At 49.6% G+C, this 14,194-nt stretch carries 7 protein-coding genes and 1 pseudogene; 6 read left to right on the top strand and 2 right to left on the bottom strand.

Annotated features, from left to right (window positions below; genetic code table 11):
- From H6F88_RS03935 to H6F88_RS03910, 6 genes and pseudogenes are all read left to right on the top strand, one after another.
- Nucleotides 1-203 (top strand): transposase (locus tag H6F88_RS03935; RefSeq protein ID WP_242050370.1); only part of this gene is annotated, 203 nt, incomplete at its 5' end.
- A gap of 8 nt (nucleotides 204-211) precedes the next feature.
- A pseudogene (locus H6F88_RS03930) lies at nucleotides 212-811 on the top strand (NAD(P)-binding protein); the annotation flags it as partial.
- Nucleotides 811-1,623, top strand: a complete 813-nt coding sequence (locus tag H6F88_RS03925; RefSeq protein WP_190641418.1) for an ABC transporter permease — start codon at nucleotides 811-813, stop codon at nucleotides 1,621-1,623. The pseudogene H6F88_RS03930 and the gene H6F88_RS03925, both read left to right, overlap by 1 nt.
- Before the next feature lie 3 nt (nucleotides 1,624-1,626).
- Nucleotides 1,627-2,712, top strand: a complete 1,086-nt coding sequence (locus tag H6F88_RS03920; RefSeq protein WP_190641417.1) for an ABC transporter ATP-binding protein — start codon at nucleotides 1,627-1,629, stop codon at nucleotides 2,710-2,712.
- 173 nt (nucleotides 2,713-2,885) lie between these two features.
- Complete coding sequence (locus H6F88_RS03915; protein WP_190641416.1) at nucleotides 2,886-4,364, top strand: aminobutyraldehyde dehydrogenase; 1,479 nt, start codon at nucleotides 2,886-2,888, stop codon at nucleotides 4,362-4,364.
- Between the two features lie 266 nt (nucleotides 4,365-4,630).
- Complete coding sequence (locus H6F88_RS03910; protein WP_190641415.1) at nucleotides 4,631-5,680, top strand: PRC-barrel domain-containing protein; 1,050 nt, start codon at nucleotides 4,631-4,633, stop codon at nucleotides 5,678-5,680.
- A gap of 117 nt (nucleotides 5,681-5,797) precedes the next feature.
- Here H6F88_RS03910 and H6F88_RS03905 read toward each other — a convergent pair whose 3' ends face one another.
- Nucleotides 5,798-6,445, bottom strand: a complete 648-nt coding sequence (locus tag H6F88_RS03905; RefSeq protein ID WP_242042499.1) for a sugar transferase — start codon at nucleotides 6,443-6,445, stop codon at nucleotides 5,798-5,800.
- 441 nt (nucleotides 6,446-6,886) lie between these two features.
- A complete protein-coding gene (locus H6F88_RS03900) occupies nucleotides 6,887-13,591 on the bottom strand; it encodes a hypothetical protein (RefSeq protein WP_190641413.1) in 6,705 nt (2,234 codons plus the stop codon).
- Between the last annotated feature and the right edge of the window lie 603 nt (nucleotides 13,592-14,194).

Genomic DNA, 14,194 nt, shown 5'->3' with positions numbered 1-14,194 from the left:
TGAGTGATAAGCTGCTGCTGCGCCGACGAGCGGTCATTGAATCTGTAATTGACCAGCTTAAGAACATTTCTCAGATTGAGCATTCCCGCCATCGCTCCCCCGTCAACTGCCTGGTAAACTTAGTCTGTGGCTTGATCGCCTACTGCCACCAACCCAAGAAGCCCTCCCTGCTCATTGACACTGCTCTGCCTGCGTTTGCTTAAGCCGAATTGACGTTAACAATCGTTTTTTGAATGTTGCCCACTCGCTTAAAGTGCCGGTGATTCAGGGAGATGCTAGCGTTCTCGCGACTCTGGAATCTGCCAATGTTGCTGAAGCTGAAGCTCTTTTGGCTGTCACCAGCGATGATGTGGCTAACCTGGAAATTGCCCTAACTGCCAAGGGACTTGCTCCTAAATTACCTGTGATCGTCCGCAATCAAGATCCCCAATTTGCGCCACTGGCTCAGCAAGTATTTGATTTTGAGGCGGTTCTGAGCCCAGCCGAACTTGCGGCTCCTTCTTTTGCAGCAGCAGCCCTGGGTGGGAGAGTCTTGGGAAATGGGATGACGGCTGATAGTTTGTGGGTAGCGCTAGCGACCATCATTACACCAGGGCATCCTTTTTGTGGTCGGCGAGTGAAAGAAGCAGCGATGACGGCTGATTTTGTACCGCTTTATCTTGAAACTCGCTGCCAAACTATTCATGGATGGGATTTGCTAGAAGTTAGTCTAGATGCAGGAGATGTTTTGTATCTAACGGTGCCCGCTACCCATTTAGAGCAGCTTTGGCGTGTCAACCCGGCTCCGTTGGCGATGCAGCTTAACTACTAATGACTAATGCTCCCTCTTCAACGGAAAAACGCCACACTCAGCAGCAACCCTGGCTTTTAACTCTCTGGACAATCCTGGTTTACGCTTTTCTGTATTTGCCGATCGCCACTCTTATCTTCATCAGTTTTAATGATTCGGCAATTCTGTCGCTGCCGTTTAAGGGATTCACTATTAACTGGTATGAGATGGCGTTTGGCGATCGCTCCCTGCGTCTCTCCCTCTGGAATTCGCTGCAAGTAGCAGCAATGGCAACCCTTTTGGCAACTGCATTTGGGCTGCTAGCTGCTTTTGCAATTTACCGCTATCAGTTCTTCGGCAAAACCAGTTTTCGGATTGCGTTAAATTTGCCCATTCTGTTGCCTGGAGTGGTCACAGGAGTAGCAATGCTGGCTTACTTTTCCAGCCTGGGGCTTGAGCTTTCCTTGTGGACAGTGATTTTAGGGCACGCCGTATTTGGGCTGCCGGTGGCGCTAGGGCCAATTTTGACGCGACTGTCTCAGTTTCCTCGGAGCCTAGAGGAAGCTGCCTACGATTTGGGAGCAAAACCAGCCCAAGTTTTTCGCGGTGTAATCTTCCCTTACATTCGCAGTGCGATCGTTTCAGGGGCGCTGCTGGCGTTCACCCTATCGTTTGATGAGGTGGTCGTGACGATTTTTCTGACTGGGCGAGACAATACACTACCAATGGAAATCTGGGGCAGATTGCGAACAGACATTACCCCAGAAATCGCCGCAGTTGCGACACTGGTATTAATAGCAAGTACGGGAATTGTGTTGCTGAGTCAGTGGGTTGTGGGAAGGGATGAGGGATGAAGAATGAGGGATGGTAGCGTTGTTTATTTGGAAGGGGTGAGTAAGATTTACCCGACGGCAGCGGGGGAAATTTTTGCAGCGCGGGATGTGACGATTGACGTGCAGCCCGGAGAGTTTTACTCACTGTTGGGGTCGAGCGGGTCTGGCAAAACAACAACTTTGCGGTTGATTGGGGGATTTGAGATTCCTGAGTATGGACGAGTTTGGATTGGCGGAGAGGAGGTGACGGAGCAGCCTCCCTATCGGCGTAATGTGCATACCGTGTTTCAAAGCTATGCCCTGTTTCCGCATTTGACGGTGGCTGAGAATATTGCCTATCCGCTGCGAATTGCCAAAACTAATCGGGCTGAAGTTGCTGAGCGGGTGGAGGAATCGTTGCGGATGTTTCAGTTAAAAGGAATGGGCGATCGCCGTCCTTCACAACTTTCTGGCGGACAGCAACAGCGAGTTGCCCTGGCAAGGGCGTTGATCAGCCGTCCCAAAGTGTTACTCCTGGACGAACCGCTGTCTGCCCTGGATGCCAAAATTCGGGAGGAAGTGCGTCAGGAGCTACGCGATCTGCAAAAGCAAACAAATCTTACCTTCATCTACGTGACTCACGACCAGGAGGAAGCGCTAGCGCTGTCCGATCGCATTGCCGTGATGCACAACGGTCAAGTGCAGCAAATTGGCACTCCTAAGCAAATTTACGATCGCCCCACTTCGCTGTTTGTAGCTCAGTTCATTGGTAAAGCCAATTTTCTCAAAGGCACAGTTCTAGAAGCAAACGGAGAAACGGCTGCTGTTGAGGTTAGCGGAACGAAGATTTGGGTCACATTGACGGAGCGATCGCCCACTATTGGCGACGCTGTAACCCTGATGGTTCGTCCAGAACGACTGTGCCTGGGTGAAACTGCTAAGACTGCTAAAGCAGACAATCAACTTTCTGGCAAAGTTGCTAGTGTTACCTATGTTGGTCAACTCGTTGAACTTAAGGTCGAAACGCCCATCGGATTACTCACCGTCACTCAACTCAGCTCAACCGCAGACCTCAGCCCCGAACAGTCCCTTTCCTGGAATGCTAACGACTGCATCCTTCTCCCTGACTAATACTGACCCCGTTTCGGAAAGAAGCACTAGTTTGGTGTACGGGCGAAGCAGTCGGCAAAAGAATTGTGCTTTAGTTGCAAGATTGTAACCGAATGCTTCGCCCCTACCGATACCGCTACTCTACAAATTTTGCACTTTGAATTTTTAACTCTTCATTGATTCAAGAGGTTTTTATGGACAAGCTGATTCATTATCCAATGGTGATTGGAGAAGAACTCGTCTCTATAGGCAGCGAAGATCTAATTGATCCTGCAACTGGACAAGTGTTTGCAACGGTTGCTTTGGGAAGTAAGGCAGATGTTGATCAGGCGGTGGCGATCGCTAAACAAGCGCAAGTCGCCTGGGCCGCCCTTTCCTATGGAGAACGCAGCGCAGCACTGCTGAAACTATGTGATGCCCTGGAAGCTAAAAGCGAAGAATTGGCAAGGCTGGAAAGCCAAAATTCTGGTAAGCCGCTGAAGCTAACTGTTGAAGGCGACATTCCCTTTGCGATCGACAACCTGCGCTACTTTGCCTCAGTGCTGCGTCGGCAAGAAGGTGCCGCTGCCGGAAGCTACATCGGTGGCTACACCAGCATGATTCGGCGTGAACCCATCGGCGTAGTCGGTGCAATTACCCCCTGGAACTATCCCTTCATGATGGCAATTTGGAAGCTTGGGCCAGCCCTGGCAGCAGGCAACGCCGTTGTAATTAAGCCCGCACCCAATACGCCTGTCACTACGATTGAACTGGCTAAGATTGCCCTCGACTCTGGCTTCCCTGCTGGATTGATCAACGTCGTCACGGGGGGAGCCGAGGTTGGTGAAGCAATTTGTACCCATCCCAACACCCGTATGATCAGCTTCACGGGCAGTACTCGCACGGGTAAGCGCATCGCCGAACTCGCCAGCCCAATGGTCAAACGCGTCACCCTAGAATTGGGCGGCAAAGCACCTTTTGTCGTCTTCGCTGATGCGGACGTTGAGGCAGCAGCGCATGGGGCAGTAGCAGCCTCCTACGTCAACAGCGGGCAAGACTGCACTGCTGCCACTCGAATTTATGTGCAAAACGAGGCATTTGACCAGTTCCTTAACCGCTTTATTGATCTGTCCAAACAGGTGAAGGTCGGTAACCCGTTTGAGGAAGGGACAGACATCGGTCCGCTGGTCAGCGAAACTCAGCGGCTCAAGGTCAAAGGCTATGTCGAAGAAGCCCGCCAGCAGGGAATTAAGGTGGCACTAGGTGGCGAACTACCGGAAAGTGAAGGTTTCTACTACCCACCCACCATTTTGGTAGATGCTCCCGAGGGTTCAAACTGTGTGCGTGAAGAAATCTTTGGTCCAGTCGTGGTAGTCAATCGCTTCTCAGACGAGGCTGAGGCAATCAAGTTGGCAAACAATACGCCCTACGGATTGGCAGGCAGCGTTTGGACGCTCAACGTGCAGCGAGCCATGCGAATGTCAGCAGCGATGGAGTGCGGTACGGTCTGGGTCAATGACCACATCCCGATCGCCAGTGAAATGCCTCATGGCGGTTTCAAGGAAAGTGGCATTGGCAAGGATATGTCCTACTACGCGCTGGAGGAATACACCGTCGTCAAGCATGTTGTGTTTGACAACACTGGAGAACAGCGCAAACCCTGGCACGCTATTGTTTTAGGAGAAGCAAATTAGAATAATTTTCTAACTTTGCCGAAAACTTTCCTGATAGAAGGGGTGTATAGGGAATAAAGGAATGGTAGATGCACCCTGATTTAATCCCTGGCTTCGGCTGGGGATTTTCTTTTTGTAGGTTGGGTGAAGTGCAGCGGAACCCAACACCGGGATACCTGCGATTGTTAGGGTTCGCTTTGCTTCACCCAACCTACAGCTTTAAAGATGGAACCAGCCTCTAGGATAGACTTGAGGGGATGCGAGAAATAGTTTGACCTTGGGGCTGTATGACTACTCGACCAGAGGTAATCAAGCAAAGTGAGTTGCTGAATCAGCTAGTGCTTGACCGCAACAGCCTGGAAGAATTAGGACGAGTCGAAGTGCTGTGGATGCATCCTCCTAAACATCAAGTGTTGGGGTTTGTCTGCAAGTCGGGCTTCTTGGGAGCTAAAAAGACAGCATTTAAGCTAGCCCAACTTTCAACCTTGGGTACAAACGGGGTTTTGACCCAAGGGCAGCCAGAAGAAACAGATGCCGATAAGGTACGAAAGCTGGAATCTGTGATTGGTCACGAAATTTGGAGCGATGCAGGCAACAAAATTGGCAGAATCACCGATTATTTGTTTAACCTGAAAACGGGAGCGATTACGCAATACCTGTTCATCTCTAGCGGTTGGGGCGGCATTGCAGGGGATGTGTATCAGCTTCCGCCTACACAAATTTTGAGCGTTGGCAGTAAGCGAGTGCTGGTTTCAGAAACCACGGCTCACAAATGTGCGCTGTATCGGGAAGGCATTAAGCAAAGGCTGACGAAGGCCGGGGACGTGCTCAAGGAGGATTATGTGCAGGCAACCCAGGAGTGGCGATCGCTCACCCAACGCGCCCAATCTGCTACTGGAGGAGCCAAAGAACGGCTACAAACGTTAGCAGAACAGGCAAAAGAACGTGCCCATTTCCTCTCTCAGCAGGCAAAGGACAGAGCGCAAACGTTTGGCGAACAGATTAAGGCTGAATCTCAAACCATAGCTCAACAGGCAAAGGAAAAAAGCCAAACCCTAGCAGAGCAGCTTAAAGAAAGGACTCAAACACTAGGCAAACAGGTAGAAGAAGGCATTCAAACGTTAACCGTGCAGGCTGAAGAAATCTTTGATCCGGACGTGAAACATGCCTCAAGCAGTTCACCACCAGCACCAGACACAACTCCATCAGATTCAACGATCTCTTCCAATAAGGCAAAGGCAGTAGATTCAGATTATTGGGGCGATCGCTCCGATGAACCAGATCAATCTGCTCAATCTGATCAACCTACTGATGACGATGATGAACCTTGGATCTGAGGCTGATCAGAATTGGCTGAGGGCTTTTGTGAAACACCCGTGAAATCTAGACAAAAAAGGCGCACTGGTTCCAGTGCGCCTGTAGATTCATGCTTCAACCAAGCTTAGATGCAAGCTTTAGTAAGCTCCACTTTTATTTAGGACTGCCTGAATTGTTTTCCAGATGAGGGCAATGTCGTAGCCAATTGACCACTTTGTCTGGTAGGCGATGTCCATTTTGACGATGTCTTCAAAATCCTCGACGGTAGAGCGCCCGTTAGCCTGCCATTCCCCGGTGATTCCAGGTCTAACCAGTAGACGCTTGTAGTGATGGCGCTTGTACTTCATCACTTCATCTACGGTTGGGGGACGGGTGCCAACTAAACTCATTTCCCCTTTGAGAACATTCCAAAATTGGGGCAATTCATCCAGGCTAGTACGGCGTAAGAAGCGACCGACTCTGGTGACGCGGGGGTCATTGCGGTTTTTGAAAATGCTGCCCTTTGCCTGATTGTGAACCAGGTGCTTTAGAGCATCAGCTTCGATAACCATTGAGCGAAACTTCCAAATGCGGAAGGTGTTGCCGTTCAGTCCACAACGGATTTGGCTGTAGAAGATTGGGCCAGGGTTATCAAACTGGACGGCGATCGCCACTGGGATTGCCACAAGGGCAGTGATTGCTAGACCAACCAGCGCTCCCAGGATATCAATCAGGCGCTTAGCCTTACTATTTACAGAAGGATGCACCTCTGCGGAAGAGGCAATGATCTCATTCAAGTGAGTCAGCGCAGGTGAGTGAGTTAACAAGGAAGAAGGAGGGTTGGAAGTGGTAATCACGATTCGCGGTCATCTCCTCTACAGGTCAGTCGGCTGAAAGTCAACCTTCTGTAAATATAAGAGGCAACTCTTGGATCGAGCCAGGGAAATAGATTGCATTTGCCCAATCTTTGAACTGGATTGGAGTTTTATAAAGTTCTAATGTACTGAACTTCCGTAAAAAACTGCTTTTGCCAAGGTTAAATCTAGGGTTTGGCAAATAAAAATTGTATAAGCGCTATGGCGTAATGTCTAATCACTCCACGGCATTGCTCAACTCGCTCAGTTGGATTTGGATATAGACCTTTAGTGCGAATGGGGGCACGGCTAAGCCGCGCCCCCATTCGCACTTCAAAAAATGATTCATGCAGGAAGTCTATTTTTACGCTTAACAGCACCTTCTATTGAGGCTTATTCCTGAGTAGAAACGCTCAGCCCAACGGTGAGAGGCTCTGACAGCTTTTGGTGGGTGCTGGCTGTAATGGTGCTGAGATAACTGCGGAAGTGATTCCACTGCTGGTAATTAGGACGATAGGTTTGGCTGTCGAGCTTTTGGAACAATGGAGCTGCCAGTAGCATTTGGTAATCTGGATTTTGCTTGGATTGTTGAGCGAGCAAATCAGCGTGCTTTTCAGTGGGCACCAAACCAGGAGGAAGATGTCCTTCTAGAAGAGCCAGGATGTGCAAACGGCAAGCTTGAGTATTGATACCCCGCCGTTCTAGCATCTGCATGATTTGAGAGAGGGAGAGGGGTTGGTCAGGAAATGCTCTGAGCAATTCCATCAACAGGAAATAGTCGCTGTATTGCTGCCGGGGTAAGTTGAGTACCTGGGGATGAAGAGGTAAGGTTGCTAGCCCATACGCAACTCGGCTACAGGTAGGAAGGCGGCTTTCCTGGGTGGAACCAGCCCGACTGTTAGTGTAGGTGTCTTGAATGATGGTGGCATTTGGCAGCTTTTGCCTGAGCCAGCGGGCGATCGCCCCAAAGGAAGCTGTACCACCCGTACAAACCACTTGATTAATCGATTGAATCGGTACACCGCTCTGAGTCAGCAAAGCATTTAATTCTCGGTTTAGCCGCTGAATGTACGGCAGCAGCACACGGCTACCCAACTCTCGGCGCATCACCGTCCACTGCTGATCGCCCAATTCTAGATTGAACCGATCTTGCTGCTGCAAAATGAGTTTCAGGTACCTTGCAGCGTCCAGTAGGCTTTGACCCATGGGTGAGCTTTCAAGCCGCTGCTGTAGCCGCTGTCGGTTGACGGGGTCTGGCTCTCCAGCAGAGGGCAGAGTTAAGTTTTCTAGTTCTAAACTTGCCCAGGTCATGGTTTCAGAGTTAGATTCGGTTGGTTGCCAGTGCCAGCCATCTACAAATGCACCAGATTTAGGAGTTTGTCCTGAGCTAAGCGTGTAACCTTCAGAAGCAGTGTCAGAACGACGGGGTTGGCGTGACCAGGTAGGATACAGCAGTTGGCAAATGATGTCTTGGTCGAGCGCTTTTCCGGCATAGGGAAGGCTGCGTAAGGTGAAATCTTGGTAGGTGAGATTTTGCAGAGCGCTAGGCAAGTCAACGAGTGCCATCTCAGTCACACTTGCCCCAGCGCTAATTACCAGGGTGCTGCCTTGCCAATCGGTGTTGTAGAGGTAGGGTTTTTGAGAAAGATTGTTGGGCAGTACAACGGCTCGACCGTCTGAACTGCGTAGTCCCGATAGGAGAGTGGCGATCGCATCTTCAATAAAGAAGATTTGCTCTGGATGGGCAACCAATCTGGCTCCCAGTACTGCTTCTCGAATGTTGAAGCTGTAGGTATCTGACCAATGGGCGGGGTAGCCCATGACTACACCAGCAAGCTGCCGTAGAGCAGTCTGGAACGTTGCTGCATCTAGTCCAACGGCTGCACAGCTTAGAGCTGAGTGCGCGGGAGTAGACAAGCGATGATGACTGAGGGTCGCCAACAGCGTTTGTAACGCCTGGTGCAGCCAACTCATCTCTAGCTGATGCTGATCAGACCACTGTAAAACAGGCTCCCAGCCTGATGTTTGAGGAGAATAATGGGGAACGCCAATACTCAGATAGGGCTTAAAGTCCCGCAGCAATAGCCTCCAAGAATCTGCGTCGAAGTTTGCATCGCCAGACTGGTTGCGCTGGTTAAGGTCAAGGGCGAGAGAGCCAATTGCGACTGAGGTGACGGCAGCCTGATCCTGGTTTGGGGATGGCAGATTGGGATCTATTGGAGTGTCGCGTCCGGTTGATAGATAGGCGATCGCAGGCAACCGAAAAGACTTATCTGCGACGAAGCCGCCCTGATCTTGGGGTCGTGCCTCTGACCAATAGATGGGGTAAAGTTCGCAGGTTGAGCGGTTGAGCAAAACGGCAGAAATACCGGTTGTGCCAAAATCGATTCCTAGATACCAGTCTTTAGCAACTGGTTCTTCGGCTGATTCTCCAGATGGTGGAATTTCACCTTGCAGTCCTGACTCCAAACCTGATAGCCCAAAACCAGGATCAAGCAATGCAATATCAGGGAAGGGGTTAGCATCATCCAATCTGGCAGCAGGAAGGTCAGATGGGTCAAAATCAGCAGGAAGGCGATCGCTCCAATCGTCTACTCCCTCTTCTTCCGAGATTTCGGTAGGAGCTTCAGGAATATCAATAGGCGCTTCGACTGACAATTCAGCCGAAATGTCATCTGCCGAGGCAATTGTCGAATTAGTCAGACCATTCTCTAACGCGAACTCAAGCTCTGCTTCAGGAGCTATCTCTGGCTCTAGCTCAGGTAACTCAAGTTCTGCCTCAGGGACTGGCTCTAGCTCAGGTAACTCAAGTTCTGCCTCAGGGACTGGCTCTAGCTCAGGTAACTCAAGTTCTGCTCCAGAAACTATCTCTGGCTCTAGCTCAGGCAACTCAAGCTCCGCAGACTCCTCTATAGCACTGGGGTAACTTAAGTTGTCATCTGAACTGTCATCTGGCAAGACTTCGAGCTCTGTTTCTGGCTCAGGTTCAGTGACTAAGTCTGAGGTGAGTTCTGCAAACTCTGCATCCGCAAAATTCACATCCGTAAACTCTAAATCAGGTTCAGATACCTCCGTCAGGTCTGAATTTAGAGTTTTTTTTTCAGCGTCTTCAGGGTCTGTTGGTTCTATTCCCAGAAAATCAAGATCAGGAGAGGAAATTGCTTCAGGCTCAGAATCCACTTCAAAAGATGGCAGATCCGTTGCAGAGCCATACTCTACATCAGGCAGATCTAATGAGTCTAAGTCGGCAGTGTATAAATCGGTTGTAGATCCATACTCGACAGGCGGAACTGCTTCTAGAAAATCAAAATCTAAATCAGTTGCAGAGCCATACTCGACGGACGGTTCGGGTTCAGCAAAAACATTCTCTAGCGTCCAATCTTCAGAAGCAGCCTGCAGTTCTGGAGATGGCTCAAAGTCAGTAGATAGGTCAAGCTCATCAGAGGGTGCTGCGGAAGATTGTGATTCTGCTTCAGACACCTCTTCGAATAGGCTATCCAGTCCTTCCAGGGTGAATGTATCAGGTTCTTCTTGGATGTTTGGTTGCTCTGGTTCTAGATTTTCAAAGTCCGCAAAGTCCAACACTGCTGAGCTGGATTCATCGAGCGGATCAGACGGACTAGGAGAAACAGGCACATCGTCCGGAGCAGCAACCTCTTGAACAAAATCATTTAAGGTCAGCTCTTGGATTTCAACTGAGGGTTGGGCAGCTTCGGAACCTGGCAGGTCAAATAGCCCCTCCAGCGTTGTTTCACTTGTCCAGGAAGAACTTGGAGGCTCTGTAAACTGAAGCTCATCCTGCTCGGTCGGCACATATTCTCCCTCTGGAAGAGGTGCTGCATCGAGGTCATCTGGAGGTAGCGCAAACAAGTCTTCTAGCGCAAGGTCGTAGTCGGGCTGGGAAGATTCTGCTGAGCTTTGCTCAAATGACGGGTCAAATACGTCAGAAGTTTCTGTCTCTGAAGGGGGGGGTGGCGGAGCCGCAGTATCGACTTCAGCGATCGCAAACAGTTCTTCTAAGGTGGTTTCTCGTTGAGACGAAGCTGGGGAAGTTAGATCTTCAAAATCATCAGCTAGCAGATCATCTTCTAGTTCTAGATCTGATTCGGTGGATAAATCAGGCTCAGGGCTAAACAGATCGGACAGGGTCGTGTTCTGATCCAGCAGTGGCAGTTCTGTACTCAATCCACCAGTAAAGGAGCCGCTAGTAAAGGTATCTAATTCTCGATCGCCAAAATCTCCTAGCTCCTCGTCCTCAAATGAGCTAATTTCCTGATCGGCGACTTCAGCAGCAAGAGCTTCTTGATAGGAAAGCAAATCCGATAAATCTGAGGTATCGGGGAAAAACAGATCGTCAATCGTGTCGGGTGTTTCAGAAGAACTAGAGGGAGTCACATCAGGGGAGACGATCGCCTCAATTGAGTCTTCGGGTAAAGGCTCAACGACAGGTTCAACTGCCTCGATCTCTGGTTCCAGGAAATCTGTATCTTCTAAAAGTGGCTCTGGAGCTAGTGCTGGAGGTGGCTCGACCGCAGGTTCTGTTTCATCCCAGTCTACGAAGGTCCAATCTGGTGACTCGGTCGTTTCTAAATCTGCTTCTAAGGCAGAAAGGTTGCTGCCCTGCAAACCTTCTAGATTAGATAGGTCAGCCGTCAACTGCTCAAGGACATCTGGATCGAGCTGAAGATCAACGCGAGGATCGGTTTGAGATTCTTCGGTCACCAGCAAGTCTTCGTCGGGAGCGGCCGTGATGTAGGTATCTTCAACGGGAGCGATCGCCTCAGGCTGAACCGTAAGCTCAGGTTGCATCTCAGGCTCAACTTCAGCAGGAGTCGAGCCCAGTAAATCAGACAGATTAGCAATCGTATCTATTTCATCTGGAGGAGTGGGTTGTGCCTGAGGCGGAGGCAATAATTCTTCTGTGACATCCTCAGATTCATCTTCTACAACAGGCAGAATTTCCTCATCTGCCAAAGACATCTCTGGAACTTCGGCAGAAATGCTGTCCGGTTCACTCAACAAATCAGTTTCACTCAACAGATCAGTTTCACTCAACAAATCGGTCAGTGGAAAATCTTCTAGCCCCAAGTCGAGCGGAAAGTCTTCTAAGGGTTGGTCTGTTGAAGTTTCATCCACCAGAACCTCTGGCGGAAGGGAAAGCAGTGTATCGTCGACTGACTCAGATGGATCGCCCAACCCACCAAATAGTTCATCGCTCAGTTCGCTGCTGAGAAACGCATCGTCTAGGGGAGCGATCGCCTGTTCACTGCTTTCATTCACTAGATCTCCAGGAATATTTGCTTCTTGCACTGGCTCTGGGGAAGTCGGCGTGGCAATCGGCTCAACGCCTAAATCAGCCGCTAATTCACTGGGAGAAAGGTCAGTTAGTCGAGCTTCAGACTGTTCAGCAGCGGCATTCTCACCTGCACCGAATATGTTCTGATAGAAATCATCAAGCTGGTTGTAAAGGTTGTCGGGTGAGGCAACAGGTGCCGCAGACATCTCCACCGAATCTGTTGAGGGCAATTCAGATTCATCTTCGTCAGGCGGTTCGGGAACAATCGCTGACTCTAAAATGACGGGCGTTGACTCTGGCTCGTCTTCACCAGGCTCTTCATGCAGCTCAACGCTAAGCTGATTGAGCAGATCGAGGGCTGAATCTAAATCCGCAATCTGTGGTTCTGAAGCTGCGGCTGTGAGATTTGTCTCATTGGCATCAGCAGCAGCAGGCTCATCAAACGGAAACTCAAATTGATCGTTCTGAAACAGAGTAGTATTCTCTGCTGACGAAGACTCTGGAAAAGTGGATATCCCTGCTTCAGTCAGTTGAAAGTCCTCACTGACCTGGAATGCTGTAGTGTCATCAGCATCAGGGGGAACCTCCAAGGGCAAATCATCTAGCTCAAAGGTCAGCAGGTCAAGATCTTCTAGTTCGGCATCAGTAACAGGGTCAACGGAAGCCGCAGAAGCAGACATTGAGTCTTCTAAGTTAGTTTGCTCCGAAGTCTGATCTGAAGCTGTGGAAGGAGCGATCTCATTCAGTTCATTCAATAACTTGTCAATTTCAGCATCACTCACCTGCTCAGTAGAGAGTTGATCTGCTGAAGTTAATTGGTCTTCTCCAGTTACCTGACCAGGTTGGGGTAGGGTGTCCTCGACCGTATCGGTGGGGGTTATTCCAGATGAGACTGGTTGATCGGCTCCTTGTAGAGTTGGGCGCGGCTCCCAATCAGTTGTTTCAATTGAAGATTGAAGGTAAGAAGAAGCTCCTCGTCCCAATTCTCCAGCCAAGCGGCTCATCAAGGCGGCAAACATAGCCTCACCCTGCTGCCCAAAGCCGTGCATTCGCTCAAGCCCCTGCCCTAGAGATTCTTGATAGCTCTTTACACTATCCTGGAGCGAGTCAAACACAACCCTAAGCGTAGTGTCTAGCTTAAGAATCAGTTGGTCTGACTGAGACTGGATCGCTTGCAACTGTTTCAGGCGTTGAGCGGGGGTCAACAAAGACTGAGACGATACTTCTAAATCGCCCTCTTCATCCGCCGCTCTCAAAGCCATTTCTGCATTGTCAGATTCCAGGCTGGCTACCATTTGGGTCATTTGCCCAGCCAGGTCTTCTCGCAAACGTGCCCTTAAGGTTTGGAAAAACTCATCAGATTGGGGCAACGCATATTGCTGTCGCTCGGCTTCAAGCTGTTTGATCTCCTGAACTAAGCTCTCTCGCCGCTGGCTCATCTCCTCAATGTCTGAGCGCAATGGCTGCATCACGTTTGCCCGCAAATAGCTCATCTCCTCCAAGACAGCCTGCAAAACTTGCTGTGCTGATTCTACAGTTGCGCCCTGTCCTGGTTGCGGCTGACCGCCCAACGATGCTGAAGCACCATAAGCAACTAGATCACCACCCGTACTACTTGGCTCAAATTCTGGCGCAGACACCTGTTGTTGAAGAGCAATTAAATAGTTGCGAGTTTGCTCTAAAACTTGACGTTGTTGGGTTGCGTCTCCGGACATAACCCAAGGCAACCGAGGACTGGCTTTACCCAATACTCTATCGATGTCATTAATCAGTGCTTGAATTTGAGCTTTTTGAGGAGTCACAATAAAATCCCTGACTAAAATGATGCAGGTCTGTAGGAGCCAAAACAGGGCCACCGCTACTGCTTTAAATATTAGGGCTAGATCTTTCAGAAGTAGCAGAGAAGCCATTCTGAAGATACATGGACTGTCGAGTTTGCTGAAAGACTTTCAGTTTCTTCAGTCAAATTGATCAAATCAAGTTGCTGACGTAACTTGGCTTAACACTGCCTCGATTCTAAAGCGATGAAGTTTAGTCTATGAGGAGTTGCAGTCTATCGTTACTCAGTTTATATCTAGCTTCTGGAAACAGGTACTATGCGCGCGAAATGCAACACATTTTCACCTAAGGTCTGATTCATCTCACAAACTATAGCAGCCCTAAATGATTTGTGAGATGGCTTATGAAAATTTGGGCAAATCAAGCCTCTTTTATTCTCACCAACCTTTTGGAGGTTGCTGTATGGGCGGCTATATGGCAAATGCACGGTGTTAAAGATATTAACTGATGGCTGAGTTTGTGGCATGGCGATCGCCATCTAAGTAAGTTCTATCTCTTTACTTAGAAGATCAGCCCAGTTGTTGATCAAACAAACGCGCAACTTCTTCTAAAAAACTTATCAACTG

The organism is Oculatella sp. FACHB-28, from assembly GCF_014696015.1.
Classification (GTDB): Bacteria; Cyanobacteriota; Cyanobacteriia; order Elainellales; family Elainellaceae; genus JAAUTN01.
This window is presented reverse-complemented; position numbering and strand designations above follow the sequence as displayed.